This is a genomic window from Xanthomonas vasicola pv. musacearum NCPPB 4379 (assembly GCF_000277895.2).
In the GTDB taxonomy this organism is placed as follows: Bacteria; Pseudomonadota; Gammaproteobacteria; order Xanthomonadales; family Xanthomonadaceae; genus Xanthomonas; species Xanthomonas vasicola.
This window is the reverse complement of record NZ_CP034655.1, coordinates 895,180-915,010: the sequence shown is the minus strand read 5'-3', so window position 1 is coordinate 915,010 and position 19,831 is coordinate 895,180. Positions and strand designations below refer to the sequence as shown.

The following is a 19,831-nucleotide window of genomic DNA, read 5'->3' as shown; positions in this document are numbered from 1 at the left end:
ATGAACAAGCGTGTTGCAAGGATCTCCGCCCTTTCGCTGATGGTGATGCTGGCGGCCGGTTGTGCCACCAGCAGCATCACGCCGACCGCCTCGCCGACGCAGAGCGCGGCGCTGGCACTGCTGGATCAAGGCAAGCCGCGCGACGCCGCGCAGCAGTTGGAAGCCGAATCCGCCAGTGCCAGCGGTGCGCAGCGCAGCCGGTTGCTGGCTGCAGCCGCGTTCGGTTGGCACGACGCTGGCGACGATGCGCGTGCCCGCACGTTGCTGGCGCAGGTCAACGCGCGCCAGCTGAGCGGCGAGGAACGCGCCCGTTTCGGGCTACTCACCGGCGAGTTGGCCGTGATCGACAAGCAGGGTGCGCAGGCGCTGCAGGCGTTGGGCGACAGCCCGCAGGGACTGACCCAGCCGCTGCAGACGCGTTGGTTTGTGGCACGTGCCGCTGCACTGGAAGCCACCGGCGACCTGTTCGGCGCCGCCGCCGACCGCGCGCGCGCCGATGCCAGCCTGACCGGCACTGCACGCAGCGAGAACCAGCGTTCGATCGTGCGCCTGCTCGCCGCCGTCGACGATGCCACCCTCAAGGCTCGCACCGCCGCACTGCCGGCCGGCGACCCGCTGTACAACTTCGCCGGGCGTGCACTGATCAGCCGCGGGCTAGGGCTGCCGCGCGCGTTCGAGCGTGATGCGCAATGGGGCTTCGATACCAGCAAGCGCCCGCCGGCCGAGCGCGACGGCTACCGTCCGCCGACGAAGCTGGGTGTGCTGTTGCCGATCACCGGCAACCTGGCCACTGCCGCCGCGCCGGTGCGCGATGGCTTGCTGGCCGGCTACTACGCGGAAACCCGCCGCCGCCCGGAAGTGCAGTTCTTCGATACCGCCGGCACGCCAGCCGGTGCCAATGCCGCCTATGACAAGGCAGTGAGCGCCGGGGTGGATTACGTGGTCGGCCCGTTGGGGCGCGACGAAGTCAGCGCGCTGTTTGCGCGCGGCCAGCTCGCGGTGCCGGTGCTGGCACTCAACCGCCCCGCCGACAACAAGGCCCCGCCCAGCGGCAGCGCCGGGTTCTCGCTGGCGCCGGAGGACGACGGCATCATGGCTGCCGAATATCTGCTCTCGCGCGAGCGCCGCAACGTGCTGATCGTCGGTACCAGCGACGACAACGGCAAGCGCACCATCAAGGCCTTCCGCGACCGCTTCACCGAACGCGGCGGCACCGTCGCAGGCAGCATCAGCGTGGCCGATGCGCCAGGCGACATCGGTGCGCAGCTGCGCAATTACGGCACCGCCGATGCAGTGTTCCTGGCAGTGCGCGGCAACACCGCGCGGGTGCTGGCGCCGCAGCTGGCACTGGCCGGGTTCGCCGGCAAATCACGCGTGGGCACCTCGCAGTTGGTGGCCGGCACTGGCAAGGTCGAAGACGATCTGGCGCTGGATGGCATCGTCTACCCGAGCGAAACCTGGACCGCGCTGGGCGTGTCCGGCCTGCCGGCAGTGAGCCAGGTGGCCAGCACCCTGCCCAGCGCACGCGGCCCGGCCGCCCGCCTGTTCGCGTTCGGTTACGACGCGTGGAAGATCACTGCGTATCTGGAAAAACTCGCCACCGGCAGCGATGGTGGGCTGCGCGGCGCCACCGGCACCTTGCACCTTGATGGCTTCGGCAATGTGCTGCGCACGCCGGCCTGGTCCACCTTCAACGGTGGCCGCCCGACACCGATCGCCGACGGCCGCTGAGACCATGCCGGCGGCACGTCAGCAGCGTGGTGCGGCGGTCGAAGCGGCCGCACGCGCGTTGCTGGAGCAAGCCGGGCTGCGGCTGGTGGTCGGCAATGCCAACTACCGCGGCGGCGAACTCGATCTGGTGATGCGCGACGGGCAATCGCTGGTATTTGTGGAAGTGCGTTACCGGCGCGACGACCGCTTCGGCGGCGGCGCGGCATCGGTGGACTGGCGCAAGCGCCGCAAGCTGGTACTGGCTGCGCAGCTGTTTCTTGGCGCCCACCCCGCACTGGCGGCGCTGCCCTGCCGCTTCGATGTGGTCGATGCCAGCGGCGAACCGCCGGTATTGCAGTGGATCCGCGACGCCTTCCGCGCCGACGATTGCTGACCGCCACCGACGCGCAGACCGACGTTCCGATGCCAACCATCATGACCCACGCTGCAGTGCCATTGGCGCTCTGGTGCGCCAGTGAACGCGGCCGCATCTCGCCGCGCCTGCTCGCGGCCGGCGTCGTGGCGGCGATGCTGCCGGATGCCGATGTGCTGGCATTCGTGCTGCATATTCCCTACGCCGATGCGTTCGGCCATCGCGGCGCCAGCCACTCGCTGTTATTCGCTGCGTTGATGGCGTTGCTCGGCCTTGCAGCGCATCGTCTGTTGCGAGCGGATGCCGTGCAGGCAACTGTGTTTTTGTTCGTCTGCACCGCGTCGCACCCGCTGCTGGATGCGATGACCTCCGGCGGCCTGGGTGTTGCGCTGGGCTGGCCACGGAGCGAGACCCGCTGGTTCGCAGCGTGCCGGCCGATTCGGGTGTCGCCATTCGCGACTGGCTTCTTCAATGCGCGCGGCCTGACCACGTTGCTCTCCGAGCTGCGTTGGGTCTGGTTGCCGCTCACCGTCGCCGTGCTGGGGTGGAAATGCATCCAGCGCGCGGCACCACAGGACCACGTGTCATGACCGATGTACTTCCCACCGCACTTGCCGAGCTGTTGGCCGCGCGCCTCGGTGCCGCTGGCTGGTTCACCGCCGACGATGCACGCCGCCGCTATGGCGAAGACGATTCGCATCGCTGGGCATTGCCTGCTGCGGTGGCGTTGCCGCGCGACACCGATGACGTGGTGGCGATCGTGCAGGCGTGCCGTGCGCACGGTGTGCCGATCGTGGCGCGCGGCGCCGGCACTGGCACCACCGGCGCGGCAGTGCCGTTTTCCGGCGGCGTGGTGGTATCGATGGCGCGCATGAATCGCATCGTTGCGCTGCGCCCGGAAGACCGCTGCGCAGTGGTGCAACCGGGCCTGCTCAATGGCGACCTGCAACAGGCGCTGCAGCCGCATGGATTGTTCTGGCCGCCGGATCCGTCCAGCGCGGAGATCTGCAGTATCGGCGGCAATTTGTCCACCAACGCGGGCGGCCCGCGCGCGGTGAAGTACGGCGCGACCCGCGACAACGTACTCGGCCTGGTGGCGGTGACCGGTACCGGCGAGGTGATCCACTGTGGCGGTGCGTACACCAAAAATTCCACCGGCTACGACCTTACGCATCTGCTGGTCGGCAGTGAAGGCACCCTGGCGATCATCGTCGAGGCAACCTTAAAGCTGACCCCGCGCGCCCTCGCCCAGGCTGGCTTGCGTGCGCTGTATCGCGATGCCTCCAGCGCCGCGGCCGCAGTGTCGCGGCTGATGGCGCAGCCGACCACGCCGACCATGCTGGAGTTCATGGATGCCAGCGCGATTGCTTTGCTACGCCGCAACGGCAGCGATGTGTCCGACGCCGGCGCCATGTTGTTGATCGAAGCCGACGGCGATCACGACACCTTGCCGTACGCGTTGCAGGCGTTGCACGACGCCGCCGATGGCGAGGGCGTGCTGAGCCTGGACGTGGCCGCCGATGGCAGCGCGCGCGACAAGCTGTGGGCCGCACGCCGCGCCTTGTCGCCGGCCTTGCGCACCATCAAGCCGGGCAAGATCAACGAAGACGTGGTGGTGCCGGTGTCGCGCATTCCCGAACTGGTTGCTGGTGTGGAAGCGCTCGCTGCGGAATTCGCATTGCCCATCGTCGCCTTCGGTCACGCGGGCAACGGCAACCTGCATGTCAACATCATGTACAACCCGGCCGATGCCGACGAAGACGCACGCGCACATGCCGCGCTGCCACGCCTGTTTACGCTGGTGCTGGCGCTGGAAGGCACGCTCTCCGGCGAGCACGGCATCGGCGTGGCCAAGCGCGACTTCATGACCCAGGCGTTCAGCGCACCCACGCTGGCGGCGATGCGTGCGATCAAGGCGGCGTTGGACCCGGATGGGATCTTGAATCCGGGGAAAGTCCTGCCGCCCGCCTAGTAACGCGCTTGCCTCAGCGCGTCACGCCGATAAAGCGCAGACCCACGCCAGGCTCGGTGACGATGTAGTGCGGGGCGGCGGCGGCGTCCTGCAATTTCTGGCGCAGTTTGCCGACCAGGATGCGCAGGTAGTGGGTGTCGTCTTCGTGCGTGGGGCCCCACACTTCGCGCAGCAACTGCGGTTGGGTGACCACGCGGCCGGCGTGCTTGAGCAGCAGTGCGAGCAGTGCGTATTCCTTGCGGCTCAGCGGCACGGCTTCGCCGTTGAGTGTGACTTCGCGCAGGCCCAGGTGGATATGCAGGCGGCCGTCGTCGAACACGCTTTCTTCCACCGTGCTGCCGGCACCGGCCTGACGCAACAACGAGCGGATGCGCGCCATCAATTCCTGCACGCCGAAGGGTTTGGTGACGTAATCGTTGGCACCGGCATCAAGCGCGGCAACCTTTTCGGTTTCGCCGGCGCGCACGGTGAGCATGATCACCGGCACGCTGGACCACTGGCGGATCTCGCGCAGTACCTCATGGCCATCGCGGTCGGGCAGGCCAATGTCCAGCACAACCAGTTCGGCGCCCTGCCCGGCCAACAAGGCCAGGCCTTCTTCGGCGGTGCCGGCCTGCAGCACCCGGTAGCCCTGCGCACGCAGGCTGATATCGAGAAAACGGCGAATCTGCGGCTCGTCGTCGACGATCAGCACACGGGCTGGCGGGATGGCAGTGAGGTCAGTCGGCATCAGGGCGAGGTGGCGCGGCGGGAACGAGCAACGGCAGCGTAATGCGAATTGTGGTGCCGTGACCATGCGCGCCTGCCAATGCCTCCACGCTGCCGCCGTGCGCGCCGATCATGCCCTGGCAGATGGCAAGGCCCAAGCCGGTGCCGTTGCGCCCACGGTCGCCGCGCTCCACGCTGTAGAACATGTCGAAGATGCGCGCGCGTTCGTCTTCGGGAATGCCCGGGCCCTGGTCGCCGATGTCGATCTGCAATGCGCCAACGCGCAGCTGCGCCTGCACGGTCACCGGCGCATCGGCTGGCGAAAATTTCGCCGCATTTTCCAGCACGTTGAAAATGGCCTGTTCGACCAGCGCTGGGTGCACCCAGATCGCCGGCAGATCGGCGGCCAGTTCCAGCTGCAGGCGCACGTCGGGCTGGTAGCGCTGCAGGCGGCGGGTGGCCGAGCCGATCAATTCGTCCACGCCGATCCAGTCGCGGTTCAACGTCAGCCCGGTGTGGCCGAGCCGGGTCATGTCGAGCAGATTCTGGATGTAGCGATCCAGCCGCTCGCCTTCGAGCTGGATGGTGTCGAGCAGGCTGTGGCGGTCGTGCGCGTCCATCGCATCGCCGTAGCTGGCCAGGCTGCTGGCCGAGCCGATCATCGAGGCTAGCGGCGAGCGCAGGTCGTGCGAGACCGACGACAACAGTGCCGAGCGCAAGCGCTCGGTTTCGCCACTGACGCGTGCACCTTCCAGATCGGCGACCAGGCGCGTGCGCAGCGCCGCCTGGCCAATGTCTTCCACCATCGCTTCGGCCAGGCGGCGTTGTTCCAGACCGGGCCGCTGCACGCCCTGACGAAAGCGCAGCGCGGCGACGCCAAGGGTGCCGCGCTCATGGCGCACCGGCAGGCACCACCACTGCGCCCCGGCCAGGGTATCGGTGAAACGGCCGGCCGGCTGGCCATGCCGCTGGGTCCAATCGGCGGCGCTACGATCGAGCGCACCGAAGCTGGTGGGTGCGTCGCTTTCGCGCTGCTCCAGGCGTAGCCAGACATCGGCATCCAGCGCGGTGGTCAGCGCGCGACGGCCGGCTTCCAGCACCTGGCCCAGATCGGCAGCGGTGCTGAGCTGGCGGGCCAGCGCCTGCAAGGCATTGGCGTGCGCATTGGCCGCGCGCAAGGCCAACACCTGGCTGCGCAAACGCGAGGCCAGGCGGCCCGCAACCAACGCGGCGATCAGGAACATGCACACCGTCACCACGCCCTGGCGCGCGCTGATCTGCAAGGTGAAGCGCGGTTCGATAAAGAAGAAGTTGTAGGCGACAAAACTCAGCAGCGCGGCGACCACCGCCGCGGCCATGCGCGTGCGCGAGGCCACCAGCACGACTGCGACGATGAACACCATCGACAAGTCGTCGATGTCGGTCCAGCGTTGCAGCAACCATGCCACGCCCACCGCACCGGCCGCTGCAATCGCAGCGAATACCAGGTCGTAGCGCTGCAGCCATTGGCGCGGATGACGCCAGCGCTGACGCGCACGTGCACGCGCATCGGCGGAGCTGACGATGACCAGTTCGTAATGCGCGCCACGTTGCAGCAGCTGCTGGGTCAACGTGCGATTGAACATGCGTGCCAGCGGGCGTTCGCGGGTGCGCCCCAGCACCAGGGTGGAGATGCCGTTCTGCGAGGCGAAATCCAACAGGGCCTCGGCGACGTTGGTCCCGTGCAATAACGCGGTATCGCCACCGAGGCGACGCGTCAACGCGAACGCGCGGTCGATTTCCAGCTGCCAGGCCGCATCGGTGACAGTGCGCGTCTGCACGGTGACTACCGTCCACGGTGCATCGCGCCGCTCCGACAAACGCCGCGCCACGCGTACCAGATAATCCGAGCTGCCACGGCCATCGATGGCCACCACCACGCGGCGTCGCAATGCAGCGGTGCCAGGCAAACCGCGCGCAGCCTGGGTGTCGCGCAGATCGCTGTCGACGCGGTCGGCCGCGGTCTGCATCGCCAGCTCGCGCAATGCGGTGAGGTTGGAGGGCGAGAAAAACGCCTGCAAGGCCTGCGTGGCCTGCTCGGGCAGATACACCTTGCCTTGCTGCAGGCGCTCGATCAGTTCGCGTGGCGGCAGATCCACCAGCACGATATCGCGCAAGCGGTCGAATACGGCATCGGGCACGGTTTCGGACACGCGCACGCCGGTGATGCGCAGCACGATGTCGTTGAGGCTTTCCAGGTGCTGGATGTTGACCGTGGTGTAGACGTCGATGCCGGCATCGAGCAACTCCACGATGTCTTGCCAGCGCCGCTCATGGCGGCTGCCGGGCACGTTGCGGTGCGCCAGTTCGTCGATCAGGGCCAGCCGCGGTTTGCGTGCCAGCAGTGCATCCAGATCGAGTTCTTCCAGCATGCGGCCCTGGTAACTCACGCGAGCGCGCGGCAGCAGCGGCAAACCCTCCAGCAACGCAGCGGTCTCGCTGCGCCCGTGCGTTTCCACCACGCCGGCCACCACATCCATGCCCTGCCGCAGGCGCTCGCGCGCCCGCGACAACATGGCGTAGGTCTTGCCCACCCCCGGCGCAGCACCCAGGAACACCGTCAACCGCCCACCGTGTTCGCGCTGTAATTCGCCGATCAATGCATCGGCTTGCTGGGTGCGGGCGTCATTCATTCGGGGAATCGGGAATCGGGAATCGGGAATCGGGAATCGGGAATCGCAGAGCGTACAGCTGCGTGATGATCCTAGTGCGCTTGCTTCACACCATTTTCCATTCCCGACTCCCCATTCCCAGCCTTATCCAGCGCCAGATTCAGCGCGAGCACGTTGACCCGCGGCTGCCCAAGCAGTCCGAACTGTGGCGCTTCGGTCGCAGCCTGCACCAGTGCAGCAACGCGTTGCTCGGGCAAGCCGCGTGCGGTGGCCACGCGGCGGATCTGCACCTGGGCGCCGGCGGGGCTCAGATGCGGGTCCAGGCCACTGCCGGATTGGGTCAGCAGCTCGCCCGGTACTGCCTCCGGGGCGATGCCGTCGCGTTTGGCCACTTGGGCACGCGTGGTAGCGATACGGGCCAGCAGATCAGGATTGGAGCGCGCCTGGTTGCTGCCCGACGCGGCGGTCAGGTCGTACTTGGCGGCCGACGGACGCGGCTGGAAATAGCGCGCATCGGTAAACGGCTGGGCAACCAATGCCGAGCCGACAACGCGCGCATCGACACGCACCAATGAACCGGTGGCCTGCTCGGAGAACAGCGCACCGGTGATGTCGGTGGCGACCAGCGAGTAGGCCAGGCCCAGCCCGAACAGGGTGAATACCGCGAGCATCAGCGAACCGCGCAGGGCGCCGTCGTCGCGTAACGGCAAGGAAGAAGACATGGACATGTTCCCAGAAAAAGAAAGGTGCATCACACGTGGCTCAGCCACCGAAGACAGCAACCAGCACCAGATCGATCACTTTGATCGCAACAAATGGCAGCAACACGCCACCCACGCCGTAAATCAGCATGTTCCGACGCAACAACGCGGTGGCGCTGGAAGGACGAAAACGCACGCCGCGCAACGCCAGCGGAATCAATGCCGGAATGATCAACGCATTGAAGATCAACGCCGCCAGCACCGCGTGGCGCGGGCTGGAGAGCTGCATCACGTTGAGCGCGGCCATCGACGGGATGGCGGCAGCAAACAGTGCCGGCAGGATCGCAAAGTATTTGGAAACGTCGTTGGCCAGCGAGAACGTGGTCAACGCACCGCGCGTGATCAATTGCTGTTTGCCCACTTCCACCACTGCCAGCAGCTTGGCCGGATCCGAATCCAGATCCACCATATTGCCGGCTTCCTTGGCGGCTTGCGTGCCGGAGTTCATCGCCAGGCCAACGTCGGCCTGCGCGAGCGCCGGGGCGTCGTTGGTGCCGTCGCCGACCATTGCGACCAGCCGCCCACCGGTCTGCTCGGCACGGATGCGGGCCAGCTTGTCTTCCGGACGTGCCTGGGCGATGTAGTCGTCCACGCCGGCCTCGGCAGCGATGGCGGCAGCGGTGAGCGGGTTGTCGCCAGTGATCATCACCGTCTTGATGCCCATCGCACGCAACTGCGCGAACTTTTCCTTGATGCCCTGCTTGACCACGTCGCTCAACTCGACCACACCCAGCACATGGCGGCCTTCGGCCACTACCAACGGCGTGGCACCGCCACGCGCGACTTCTTCGATACGGCCCTGCAATTCCGGCGATACCGTGGCGCCCATGCCCTGCACATACGCCACGATCGAATCGCCGGCGCCCTTGCGGATGCTGCGCCCGCCAAAATCGACACCGGACATGCGCGTCTGTGCGGTGAACGCGATGAACTGGGCACCCTCCGCTTCCACTGCCACGGCACCTTGCTGACGCGCCAGCTTGACGATGGATTTGCCTTCCGGCGTGGGGTCGGCCAGCGAGGCGAGCATGGCCGCATCACGCAGTTGTGCGCGGTCGACGCCGGCCAGCGGATGGAACGCGGTGGCCTGGCGGTCGCCGTAGGTAATGGTGCCGGTCTTGTCGAGCAGCAGCACATCCACGTCACCGGCCACTTCCACTGCCTTACCGGATTTGGCCAACACATTGGCCGACAACGCGCGGTTCATGCCGGCAATACCGATCGCCGGCAACAGCCCGCCGATGGTGGTCGGGATCAGACACACCAGCAGCGCGATCAGCAGCAGCGGGTCCAGCGTCACGCCGACAAAGCCCGCAATGGCCGGCAACGATGCCACCACGATCAGGAACGTCAGCGTCATCGCGGCAAGCAGTAACGTCAGCGCAATTTCATTCGGCGTCTTCTGCCGATTGGCACCTTCCACCAACGCGATCATGCGATCGAGAAAGCTATGCCCCGGCTCGGCAGTGACCTTGAACACGATCTCGTCGGAGAGCACGCGCGTGCCACCGATGACGCCGCTGCGATCGGTGCCGGCTTCGCGCAACACCGGTGCCGATTCGCCGGTCACCGCTGCTTCGTTGATGGTGGCAACGCCACGCACAATCTCGCCATCGGCTGGTACGAATTCGCCTTCGGACACCATCACGTAATCGCCCGGGCGCAACTCTGCTGCCGGCACGCGGGTTTCGCGGCCACCGAGTGCGGTTTCCACCCGGCGTGCCACCAGGTCCTTGCGTGCACGCCGCAGCGAGGCGGCCTGGCCGCGGCCACGCGCTTCGGCAATGGCTTCGGCAAAATTGCCGAACAACACGGTGACGAACAGAATCGCCGTCACCGCCCAGCCGAAACCGGCATGCGAATGCCCGCTGGCGGTGATCACCGCCGCCAGCACCGTGCCGCCCATCACCACTGCCATCACCGGGCTGCGCAGCAGATGCCGCGGCGCCAACTTGCCGAAGGCAGCGCGCATTGCCGCAACCAGCACGGCGGCATCGAACAACGCTGCGTCACCGCGCTCGCGTTTTTCAGTCGTATCGATCGTAGACATTGCTCAAACTCTCAGGACGCCGCCAGGGCGAGGTGTTCAGCGATGGGGCCCAGCACCAGTGCCGGCATGAACTGCAGCACGGTCAGCACCAGCACGATCGCCATCAGGGTCAGCGCAAAGGTGGGCGTTTCAACTTGCAGGCTGCCTGCCGACTCCGGCGCGCGGCGCTTTACTGCCATGCGCGCAGCTACCATCAGCGGCAAGATCAGCGCCGGGTAGCGACCCAGGGCAAGCACCACCGAGCAGCTCAGATTCCACCAGTACGTGGCATCACCCAGACCTTCGAAACCCGAACCGTTATTGGCAAACGCGGAGGTGTACTCGTAGAACACCTGACTGATGCCGTGGAAGCCGGGATTGGAATTGGCAGTAAACGCCGGCACTGCCAGTGCCACTGCGGTAAAGCCCAGCACCACCAGCGGCTGCAGCAGGATCAACAGCGCCAGCAGTTGCACTTCGCGCGATTCGATCTTACGGCCGAACAACTCCGGCGTACGTCCGGTCATCAAGCCGGCCAGAAACACGCTAAGCAACAGATACACCACGAACTGCTGCAAGCCGCAGCCGATGCCGCCCCAGATGGCGTTGATCAGCATGTCGACCAGCGTGACCAGGCCGCTCAATGGCGCCAACGAATCGTGCATCGCGTTGACCGAGCCATTGGAGGTCTGCGTGGTCAACGCCGCCCACAACGCAGAGGCATCCGCACCGATGCGCACTTCCTTGCCTTCCATCAGCGCCGGCGAGGTCGCACTGGCCGAATGCGCTTCGGACCACAGCAACAACGCGGTGGACGCGGCCGACATCGTCAACATGGTGCCGAACACCAACGCAGCGAGTCGTTTGCGCCCGGTTAGATAGCCGACCATGAACACCACGCTGATCGGCAGCAAAACGATGGCCAAGGTTTCCAGAAAATTGCTCAGCGGCGTGGGGTTTTCCAGCGCGACCGAGCTATTGGGGCCATACCAGCCACCGCCGTTGGTGCCGAGCTGTTTCACCGCCACCATCGCCGCAACCGGGCCCACTGGAATGGTCTGCTTGCCCATGCCGGCGCTGCTATCCAACGGTGTAGCGGTCGCTGCGCCCTGGAATGTCGACGGCACACCCTGCCAGCCGAGCAGAACGGTCCACAGCAGGCACAGCGGCAACAGCACGCGCACGCTGGAGCGGATCACGTCGGCCCAGTAATTGCCGACGTCGGCTTCAGGCAGCGCTTCCAAGCCGGACCCCGTGCGTTGGCGTCCCTGACGCGGAGATTCTGGCTCCGAAATCTCCGCCACGGCCGTCGTGTCCGATACCGGTGCAGCACCCGACGCCTGTTTGGCAGCGCGCCCACCGAACAACGCACGCAGCGTCGCCACCGCCAACGCCAAGCCCGTCATCGGCGTCACCACCTGCAGGCCGACGATGCCGGTCATCTGCGACAGATACGACAACTGCGCCTGGCCGGAGTAATGCTGCTGATTGGTGTTGGTGACGAACGACACCATGGTGTGCAGCGCAGTATCCCAACGCATGTTCGGGATGGCGTCCGGGTTGAACGGCAGCCACGCCTGGGTCATGAACACCGCCCAGGTCAGCAAGCCAAGCACTAGGTTGCTGAGCAGAAATGCCACGCTGTAGCCGCGCCACGACATGCCCTGCTGCGGGCGCGTGCCGAGCAATGCGTACAACGGCCGTTCGATCCAGCCGAACAGCGCGTCGCCGCGCATCGGTGCGCCGCGCATCACGGCGGCCATGTAACGGCCCAGGGGCCACGCCAGCACGATGGCCAGCGCGTAGACAAGAAAAGTTTCAGTCATTGGAGCGCACTCGGATCAGAAGTCTTCGGGCCGCAGCACCACGTACAGCAGGTACGCAGCGGCAACGAGTACGGCCACGCCGCACAACAGGGACAACCAGGCAGGCATGTCAGTTACTCCCCGAGACGTGCGCACGATGGCGTGATGGATGCGATGTGTCGCAGCGTCGGCAGCGCGTGCGTGCCAACATGACAAAGCGCTGCCGCACTGTGCGCGCAGCGCCGATGAAGCAGGCAAGTGAAGGGATGCATCGGGATCGTCCACGGCGGAACCGCTCCGCCAACGTGCGCAGTCTCTGCCTGGGCTGCGTAAAGTCGCTATGGATCTGCCGCCGGCGCTGCGTAAAGTCCGCATAAAATGCGAGGGCAGCCTGAGCCTCAACCAGGTAGCCCGCCAGGCGCTCCAGCGGTCGGCTTCCCTCACTGCGGTGACCTGGCGGCACGCAGAGGGCAGCTATGCTGTGAAGCCCCATCTGCTCTCGGGTCGCGCCGGACAGGGTGGCGCCAGGCAGTGCGCGCCCGCTTGTGTGACTTAGAGCGGCTAACAAAACGCAGCGAGCAGTCGTCAGGTGGGTGCGGGCGGCGCACAGGAACCGGAGTGTACGAGTGGTACATGCCGATTCCGAGCACCGGCCGCGCCCGCCTGGCGGCTGCGCAGTAGTTTTGTTAGCTGCTCTAAACCACACTCAATCAAACAGTGCTCACATGTCCATATACCTGCGCGACACAGTCGCAAGCATCATGCTGGCCGTGGCGATCCCGTCATCGCATCTGGCGATGAGTTCGGCGGCCTGGTTCGGGATTGCAGCAGCCTGCGCACGGACGGAGGCAATGACTGGTATCTGCTCGCTCGGGAAGAGGCTGCCCGCCGCTGCAAGCACATCCAGGCTGCACAGATAACGCACCGCGGCAGGCTGCTGCGGCAACGCCCCAGCCAACCTTCTCAACACCGCAGCGCTACTCTCGGTGCTGTTCAACGCGTGCACGGCCCGCGTCAATTCCCTGAAGGCAGCCTGGCGCACTCCCGGATCGGGCAGTGTGTCCAACAAGGCCACCAAGTGGGTCAAGGCTTCGGCTCCATCGCCGGAACGCGCGAGGTGCTCGGCAAGCTGCGCATACGCCTGCTGGAATCGATGGATCGGCTCCAATCCGACAAGATGCAGGCGTAGGGTCACCTCCGCCAGCAGGCGGGGGCCGGTCTGAAGCGCGGCAGCCTCGGTTATCGCTAGGTTGACTGCCTCCTCGGGCAGCTGCCTGATCGCCGATGCCAGCAAATTAAACGGAAGTGCTCCGCCGATGCCTCCGGCAGCGCCACCCTGGGCCGGAGCCACAGCGCCTTGCGCTCCTGGCGCAGCATCACCTTGCACGTCCGCTGCATCAGCCTCTGCTCCTGCCACCATATGGCCACCGTGCGCTGCTCCGGCAGCAGCCTGCAGCGCTTGCCTCCGCGTAGCAATCAAACTGGGCAAGATTGCATGGAAGGCGAGCGCGCGCAGGTCCTCGGGCAAGCATCCCAGGTCATTGGTCAAGCGCGCCACCACGCGAAATGCCATATCCCCTGAATAGCGGGTTGCGCAATTCAACACAGCGGTAAACGCCTCAAATCGCTGCGCCCGCGGCAATGATGGAATCCGCGCCGCAAGCCTTCCGTACCTGCGCAATATCTGCTCGCTGCGATCTTGATCGGCCGGGTACGGGAAATGCGTCACCGCGTGTAAGGCCGCGCGCAGACGCTCGCCGCTACCGATCTCACCGAAATCGGTGAGAAGGTCATAGCACGGGTTACGGTCCATAAACGCCTGCATTTCCTCACGGGCAACCGGCGCCATCTCCCGCGAAGTTGAGCCGAGCCGCGCCATGCTTCTTGGCTCCAATCGACGCACGATTTCTCGCCGAAGATCGCGCGGGATTGGGGAAAGTCTGTCGAAGCGCTCGTCCTGCTCGATTTGTGCCCGCAGCGGATCGGGCAGTGGTCGGCTGGCCTGCGCCTGGGACGTCGACGCCTCTTCGGTCTGGCTGGTCGACGCCGCAGCATGCGGCAGACCGGTTCGGTTGATCGGCATCTCGGGTCTCCTGCGGTGTGCCGCAGCAGCGGCATCGCTGCGGTTCTAAGCGCGTACTTTCTCCAAAGCAACATCCTGTCTGCGGGCAGTTTCAGAAATCACGTTCGCCTGCACGAACGCGACGGCGCACACGCTCAGACAGCCAAAGCCGAAACCTCCGCAGCAGCAAGCGAAGCGATCGATTCTGCTGTTGGGTGGGTGCTGTGATGCACTGATCTTCACTGCAGCGATGGAATCGGCATCATCACGTTTCGCATGCGCGCAGACGCTCCCCTCACCCCGACCGGACCATGCATCAAGGCGCACAAAGGCGTATGCGTACTCTCGCCGCCCGGCCAACGCACGAACTCCACGCTGGTGATCGCACACGATCGAGCTGCCAGGAACGCCTGCAACTCCTTACCAACTGTCGCGCCATCTATCGCACGACGCGGTCAAACCATCCATGGTTTATAGGCGCTCAACGCCGTGGTTTGGCGGATTGCCCGGACCGCAACCCGGCAAACAGCCGCACACATCCGCGCGCCAGGAACAACGTTTATGCGTCGAGCCTCGCGGCTGCGTCGCCTTCAGTGCGTGCGCCGCCATTCGCAGGGACACTCCCTCGGGGTCTGCGCCGGGCGCCCGAGCATCATGTCGATGCAATGGCCCGAGGCGCCTTGTCCAAATCCGTCGTGCGGCTGCCGATATCTCTGTCTACCAGCAACGCCAACTGGATGCTGGCCTGGAACCCGCCAAGGCAGTCGTTCTTGCGCACATGGCGATGAAATCAGCGGAGCGTTCGGGGATCGCGTCTGCTTGGGCACGGACTGCGGCGCACACCGCCTTGAACCTTCTGCGATCGAGCTGCAGTGCCTCCAGGAGCAGTAACTCGCCACCTTGATAGCGCTCTGCTTCAGGCTGTTGCGGCAATACGTTAGCCAAACGCACCAGCAAAAAGGCAGTGTCCTTGCGGCGGGAAAATAGGGAGCTGGCATTCGCTAACGCACTAAAGGAATTCCAGCGCATCTGCGGATCGGGCAGGGTGACCGACAAGTCGACCATATGGTTCAACACGTCCCGTCCGTTTGCCAAACTCGCACACGCCTCCACAACGTACTTGTGTCGTGCCATAAACCAGCCCGTGATCTGCAACCCTGCAGTCACCTCATGAAGCAGCGTCGCCTCCACTTGCGCAGGCGGTCCTGGCTGCCCTGCAGCGAGGTTAGCGACCGCACGTAGCAACATCGATGATGGTATAAAATTGCGGATGTAAGCGATCTGTAATAGCCTGGATTCAGCAGACAACACCCCCAGTGCAGCATCCTCGCCCTGGACAGCATCGGGCTGGGCGACCTGGTCGTGAACGGCTTGCGCCGCTTGCAGCACCTTCGTCAAATAAGCTTCACGTTGCTCTATGGGCAAGATTCCCAGCTGCTCTGTCAAGCGAGACAGGGTAGGCAGCGTTGGTTGGCCGGGAAGCTGGTTGATATGCTCCAACAACGCCATGAGCGCCTCGGCACGCTCCGATTCCGGTAGCTTTCCTGCGCGGTTAACTAACTTGAAGCATGCGCGCAAGCGCGCGCCGTGGTCTTCACCGCCTGGGTACGGGAGACGCGTGACCATTCGTAACGTAGTAAGCATATTCTTAAGGCTGCGGACGCGACCGCAGTCGGTCAGTGGGTCGTAGCGTGGGTGCGCTTCTAGGAAGAGCTCCATACGGTCACGGGCGGCTTCCGCCATCGCCCGCGAAGTTGCGCCAAGCCGCGCAATGCTTCTACGATCCAATCGACCCAGGATTTCTCGGCGAAGATCGCGAGGCAGCGGAGTAAGTCTGTCGAAACGCTCGTCCTGCTGGATGTGTGCCGGCGGCGGATCGGGCAGTGGGCAGGTGGCCGGCGACTGGGAGGTCGACGCCTCCTCCGCTCGGCTGGTGGACGCCACAGCGCGCGGCAGAGCGATTCGATTGGTGTGCATCATGCATCTCCTGAGGTGCGCCACAGCGGCGACATCGATTGCGTCTCTGGGCGTATTTTGCAAAGAGCCAAATCGTGGCTGGAGGCAGCGAGGGAAATGGTGTTCACCCACACGAACGGAGCTTGCGCGCCCAACGTGGCGCAAACTTGCGCTTGACCGGCCCAGGCTGCGTAACCAACCTGCACGAAGGCAATATGCGTCAGGCAGCGCTGCTGCCCGGGGGCTACGCGCCCTTCGGCGCGCCGACCCCGCCTTGCCATGGAGGCAACTTTACCCAGCTGGCTGCGCTAGAACGGGTGGCAACAGAAAGATGCAGCATCGACAGCCACCCCGGTCCATCGCGTGTTCGCTTAGATGTCGAGCATCCAAAGATGCCTTGTCGCAAGGGTTGAGGCCGGCCCGGCGATTGCCCGCTTGCCCAATTGCCCCCTCGCATCTTGCGATGAGTTCGTCGGATTGGACGGAAGGCCGCTCCCGCTGTGCAGGCAAGCTGCGCCCCTGCTCCACCTCTCGCTGTCACCGTGCCGTGCTGCATGGGACAAATGCAAATACGACGATGACGACTATCGCAACGGTACGCTCAACTGCGACGGCGCTATTGCCGGCGATGTAAACGTCACGTTGCCGCTATCGTTGATGCTGCTATAGCGCGTGTCGCGGGTGTCGATCACCAGCACCAGCCGTTGCCCGGCAGGAACGTCAGCTGCGGCGGCTTGCAATGGCCACGTCAGCGTCACTGGCTTGCCGGGGGTGGTGTCGCGCAACGAATACGGCGCATGCGTCATCAGTTTCGCCGCGCCCAGCGCATCCATGCAGTAGAGATACGCGAATAGGCTGACGTTTGACTGACTGGGCACCACGGTCACGCGCAGCGACGGGCTACCGGCCAGGCGCCGGGTGCTGTTCGATGGCGCGCCGACCCATACGGCTGCACCAGCGCGATTGACCAGCGGAATGGAGGTTGTCACCGGCACGCCAATGCCTTGCAGCAAGCCGCTGACCAGCACCACGCCGGAATCGGCCAGGGTCGGCACGTCGGTGGCGATACGCGACTGCCATCCGCTCGACGTCCCGCCGGTCAATCCACCGGTCGGGCTCAGCAACCCTGCGGGTGCGGACAGGCCAAACTGCGTGGTGGCCTGTTGCACCGACGCCCAGTCCGGATATTCAAGCCACTGCCCCGCACGTGGCGATGGCCGCACCGGCGCTTCTGCATCCACCCCGTTGGGCAATTGCTTGAGATGGCGGTCGAACCAGCGCGTGGTTGCGGCGTAGATCTCGTTGGGCAACCCCAATGCGCCGGGCAGCTCTGCGGTAGCGTGATCACCCTGGCTGAGCAGCAGTTGTTTCGGGCCTCGCAACTGGTTGAAGAACGCGACGGTCTGGTTCGGCGGGAATAACCCGTCGTTGAACGCATTGCCCAGCAACACTGCGGTACCGCGCGCGTTGAGCGCGGCTACATCGGTGGCCGGGCTGCGCGACGCCGCTTGCGGCAGAAAGCCCTGCACCGCGCCGTCGTAATCGCCTTGCGCGACGCGTGCGCCGATCTGCGCCAGATCCGGGCCGGCGCGTCCGGTCAGCGCGCCGGCGCCCACCAATAGCCCCACGCCCTGCTGGCTGACCGTGCGATTGGAATACAGCGAGGCTTCCAGATCGGCCCAACCGCTGAGCGCGGCCACGGCCTTGATGCGTGGGTCGCGCTCGGCCGCGAGCAGGCTGATGCCCGCACCGTACGAGATGCCCGACGCGCCGATCGCATTCGGGTTGGCCGGCGTATGCGCCAGGGCCCAGTCGATCACCGCGCTGACGTCTTCCACCGTGTCCGGCCCGGCGATATCGATCTGCCCGGCCGAATCCCAGAACCCGCGCGAGGTGTAACTGACCACCACGTAGCCGTCGCTGGCCAACTGGGTGGCGCGGCCGAGATATTCCAGATTGGGCAGCGACCAACTGGCCGGCATCACGATCAGCGGAAACGGCCCTGCACCCTGCCCCTGCGGCACCAGTACCAGTGCCCCCATCTGCGCACCGTCCCAGCCGGGGATGCGTTCATAGGTCTTGCTGAAGGCGCCCGCCATCGCCGACGCCGACGCCATCCACAACGCCAGTGCGGCGATGCTCCCGATCCAACGCTTGCTCATGCTGTTCTCTCCCACGCGAGGCCAGGCCGGGGCGGCCCAGCGGCAACTGCCATGCATCCGTTGTTCGGGGGAGAACGCCGCGAACGTACCAGACGGTACGGTATGGATCAAGAGCCGAGAGCCGAGAGCCGAGAGCCGAGAGCCGAGAGCCGAGAGCCGAGAGCCGAGAGCCGAGAGCCGAGAGCCGAGAGCCGAGAGCCGAGAGCCGAGAGCCGAGAGCCGAGAGCCGAGAGCCGAGAGCCGAGAGCCGAGAGCCGAGAGCCGAGAGCCGAGAGCCGAGAGCCGGGAATCGGGAAATTGAACCAGGAGCAGCGGGCGGCATCGCTGCGTAGTTGTCTTACTGCAGGCTGGCTGGTGGCGCTTGTGCAGCAAGCGCGGGCACGGCACGCAAGTGAAGGCAGCCCGCGCGGATGGCTGATCGCGACCCGCGGGCTTTTGCGCGCCGCGCAACGCTTCCCGCGCCCTCAGCTCAGCTGACGAAGTGCTGATAGCCGCGCTGCGGCGGTTGCCAGGGGTTGCCGTCGGCGTCGTGCACCACCACGCCGGGTGTGGCGACGATCTGGCCGATACGCGTGGCGGCCACCTGCGCAAATTCCATTGCCTGTACCACTGCAGCGCGATGCTGCGGCGCGGCGGTGAAGCACAGCTCATAGTCATCGCCACCGCCAAGTTGCCAGCCAAGGCACTGCAATGCGCTGATGCCTGCGCTGCGCGGCATCGCCGGCAAAGCCGCAAGCGCCAGTTGCGCGCCTACGCCGCTGCGCGCACACAGATGCCCCAGATCGGCCAGCAGCCCGTCGGAGATGTCCACGCAGGCATGCGCAAGCCCGCGCAAACGTAGCCCCGCCTGCACGCGCGGCTGCGGACGCAGCAAGCGGCTGCGCCAGTGTTCATGCAACGGGTCGGCAGCCACGCAGGTCACGTCCAGTTGACCGGCCTGCCACAGCGCCAGCGCGGCGGCGGCCTCACCCGGCGCACCGGTCACCCACACATCATCGCCAACGCGCGCACCATCGCGCCGCAACGCCGCACCCGGCGGCAGGCTGCCGATTGCCGTCACCCCGCACGAGAGCGACCCGCGGGTGGTGTCGCCACCGACCAGCACAATGTCGTGCGCATCGGCCAGCGCGAAGAAGCCATCGGCGAATCCATCCACCCACGCCGCATCGTCGTTCGGCAGCGACAACGACAAGGTGCACCACCGCGGTTGCGCACCCATCGCCGCCAGATCGGAGAGATTGACTGCCAGCGTCTTCCAGCCCAGGTCGTCGGCGCGGGTTTCGTGCGGAAAATGCACGCCGGTATTGAGCGTATCGGTGGTGATCGCCAGCTGCTCACCGGCCGGCGGCTGCAGCAACGCCGCATCGTCGCCAATGCCCAACGGCACATCGGCACGCGCTGCAATGCGCGCACGCAGCCGGGCGATTAGATCGAATTCGGGCATGTGAAGGGCCGGGATTGGAGATTAGGCATTGGGGATTGGTCACAGCGGCTTTGCGCGGGGCGGCACGATTGCCTACCGCCTGCACTATCGAATGATGCGGCAGTCCGGTCATGGCGTAACTCAACCCAAGGCTTATTCACTCAAGCAAGTGCTCGCACACTTGCATCGGCGGGACCGTCGCTCGCTGCCAATCACGAA

14 protein-coding genes and 1 other RNA gene are annotated in these 19,831 nt (G+C 65.7%); 4 read left to right on the top strand and 11 right to left on the bottom strand.

The window, feature by feature from the left end; translation table 11 throughout:
• The 4 genes from KWO_RS04200 to KWO_RS04185 are packed head-to-tail and all read left to right on the top strand — an operon-like array spanning position 1 to position 4,055.
• The gene (locus tag KWO_RS04200; RefSeq protein WP_010381797.1) at positions 1 to 1,731 is read left to right on the top strand and encodes a penicillin-binding protein activator; all 1,731 of its coding nucleotides are present in this window, start codon (positions 1 to 3) and stop codon (positions 1,729 to 1,731) included.
• Between the two features lie 4 nt (positions 1,732 to 1,735).
• Positions 1,736 to 2,104 carry a YraN family protein gene (locus KWO_RS04195; RefSeq protein WP_010367666.1) on the top strand — a complete coding sequence of 123 codons (369 nt, stop codon included), beginning with the start codon at positions 1,736 to 1,738 and terminating at the stop codon, positions 2,102 to 2,104.
• Positions 2,105 to 2,133: 29 nt separating this feature from the next.
• A complete protein-coding gene (locus tag KWO_RS04190) occupies positions 2,134 to 2,673 on the top strand; it encodes a metal-dependent hydrolase (RefSeq protein ID WP_010381802.1) in 540 nt (179 codons plus the stop codon).
• Entirely contained in the window at positions 2,670 to 4,055 is a 1,386-nt protein-coding gene (locus KWO_RS04185; protein WP_010367668.1) for an FAD-binding oxidoreductase, read from the top strand. The genes KWO_RS04190 and KWO_RS04185 overlap by 4 nt, the downstream gene beginning before the upstream one ends.
• A 13-nt stretch (positions 4,056 to 4,068) precedes the next feature.
• Here KWO_RS04185 and KWO_RS04180 read toward each other — a convergent pair whose 3' ends face one another.
• The 11 genes from KWO_RS04180 to thiL all read right to left on the bottom strand — a co-directional run bounded on the left by KWO_RS04180 (position 4,069) and on the right by thiL (position 19,633).
• Positions 4,069 to 4,785: a response regulator gene (locus KWO_RS04180; protein ID WP_017112781.1), complete on the bottom strand. Its 717-nt coding sequence runs from the start codon at positions 4,783 to 4,785 to the stop codon at positions 4,069 to 4,071.
• Positions 4,775 to 7,435, bottom strand: coding sequence for a sensor histidine kinase (locus tag KWO_RS04175; RefSeq protein ID WP_010367670.1), 2,661 nt, complete (start codon positions 7,433 to 7,435; stop codon positions 4,775 to 4,777). The genes KWO_RS04180 and KWO_RS04175 overlap by 11 nt, the downstream gene beginning before the upstream one ends.
• Before the next feature lie 71 nt (positions 7,436 to 7,506).
• Positions 7,507 to 8,136, bottom strand: a complete 630-nt coding sequence (kdpC, locus tag KWO_RS04170; protein WP_026113173.1) for a potassium-transporting ATPase subunit KdpC — start codon at positions 8,134 to 8,136, stop codon at positions 7,507 to 7,509.
• Between the two features lie 40 nt (positions 8,137 to 8,176).
• Entirely contained in the window at positions 8,177 to 10,225 is a 2,049-nt protein-coding gene (kdpB, locus tag KWO_RS04165; RefSeq protein ID WP_010367674.1) for a potassium-transporting ATPase subunit KdpB, read from the bottom strand.
• A gap of 11 nt (positions 10,226 to 10,236) precedes the next feature.
• Entirely contained in the window at positions 10,237 to 12,030 is a 1,794-nt protein-coding gene (gene kdpA / locus KWO_RS04160) for a potassium-transporting ATPase subunit KdpA (protein ID WP_010381826.1), read from the bottom strand.
• A gap of 15 nt (positions 12,031 to 12,045) precedes the next feature.
• Positions 12,046 to 12,138 (bottom strand): potassium-transporting ATPase subunit F, encoded by a 93-nt coding sequence (locus KWO_RS04155; RefSeq protein WP_006452907.1) that lies wholly within the window; start codon positions 12,136 to 12,138, stop codon positions 12,046 to 12,048.
• 430 nt (positions 12,139 to 12,568) lie between these two features.
• Positions 12,569 to 12,644, bottom strand: a non-coding RNA gene (locus KWO_RS04145) — sX9 sRNA.
• A gap of 86 nt (positions 12,645 to 12,730) precedes the next feature.
• Positions 12,731 to 14,092 carry a type III secretion system effector F-box protein XopI gene (gene xopI / locus KWO_RS04140; RefSeq protein WP_010381833.1) on the bottom strand — a complete coding sequence of 454 codons (1,362 nt, stop codon included), beginning with the start codon at positions 14,090 to 14,092 and terminating at the stop codon, positions 12,731 to 12,733.
• A gap of 696 nt (positions 14,093 to 14,788) precedes the next feature.
• The gene (locus KWO_RS04135; RefSeq protein WP_227254274.1) at positions 14,789 to 15,580 is read right to left on the bottom strand and encodes a hypothetical protein; all 792 of its coding nucleotides are present in this window, start codon (positions 15,578 to 15,580) and stop codon (positions 14,789 to 14,791) included.
• A gap of 1,031 nt (positions 15,581 to 16,611) precedes the next feature.
• The gene (locus KWO_RS04130) at positions 16,612 to 18,189 is read right to left on the bottom strand and encodes a CocE/NonD family hydrolase (protein ID WP_010381840.1); all 1,578 of its coding nucleotides are present in this window, start codon (positions 18,187 to 18,189) and stop codon (positions 16,612 to 16,614) included.
• 469 nt (positions 18,190 to 18,658) lie between these two features.
• On the bottom strand, positions 18,659 to 19,633 hold the full coding sequence (thiL, locus tag KWO_RS04115; RefSeq protein WP_010381843.1) for a thiamine-phosphate kinase: 975 nt from the start codon (positions 19,631 to 19,633) through the stop codon (positions 18,659 to 18,661).
• Positions 19,634 to 19,831: the final 198 nt, after the last annotated feature.

Excerpts from the sequence above, each read along its gene's own strand:
- KWO_RS04130 (WP_010381840.1), bottom strand. The coding sequence starts at position 18,189 with ATGAGCAAGCGTTGGATCGGGAGCATCGCCGCACTGGCGTTGTGGATG.
- KWO_RS04195 (WP_010367666.1), top strand. The coding sequence starts at position 1,736 with ATGCCGGCGGCACGTCAGCAGCGTGGTGCGGCGGTCGAAGCGGCCGCA.
- KWO_RS04155 (WP_006452907.1), bottom strand. The coding sequence starts at position 12,138 with ATGCCTGCCTGGTTGTCCCTGTTGTGCGGCGTGGCCGTACTCGTTGCC.
- kdpB (WP_010367674.1), bottom strand. The coding sequence starts at position 10,225 with ATGTCTACGATCGATACGACTGAAAAACGCGAGCGCGGTGACGCAGCG.
- KWO_RS04200 (WP_010381797.1), top strand. The coding sequence starts at position 1 with ATGAACAAGCGTGTTGCAAGGATCTCCGCCCTTTCGCTGATGGTGATG.
- xopI (WP_010381833.1), bottom strand. The coding sequence starts at position 14,092 with ATGCCGATCAACCGAACCGGTCTGCCGCATGCTGCGGCGTCGACCAGC.
- kdpC (WP_026113173.1), bottom strand. The coding sequence starts at position 8,136 with ATGTCTTCTTCCTTGCCGTTACGCGACGACGGCGCCCTGCGCGGTTCG.
- kdpA (WP_010381826.1), bottom strand. The coding sequence starts at position 12,030 with ATGACTGAAACTTTTCTTGTCTACGCGCTGGCCATCGTGCTGGCGTGG.
- KWO_RS04190 (WP_010381802.1), top strand. The coding sequence starts at position 2,134 with ATGCCAACCATCATGACCCACGCTGCAGTGCCATTGGCGCTCTGGTGC.
- KWO_RS04185 (WP_010367668.1), top strand. The coding sequence starts at position 2,670 with ATGACCGATGTACTTCCCACCGCACTTGCCGAGCTGTTGGCCGCGCGC.
- KWO_RS04135 (WP_227254274.1), bottom strand. The coding sequence starts at position 15,580 with ATGGCGTTGTTGGAGCATATCAACCAGCTTCCCGGCCAACCAACGCTG.
- thiL (WP_010381843.1), bottom strand. The coding sequence starts at position 19,633 with ATGCCCGAATTCGATCTAATCGCCCGGCTGCGTGCGCGCATTGCAGCG.
- KWO_RS04175 (WP_010367670.1), bottom strand. The coding sequence starts at position 7,435 with ATGAATGACGCCCGCACCCAGCAAGCCGATGCATTGATCGGCGAATTA.
- KWO_RS04180 (WP_017112781.1), bottom strand. The coding sequence starts at position 4,785 with ATGCCGACTGACCTCACTGCCATCCCGCCAGCCCGTGTGCTGATCGTC.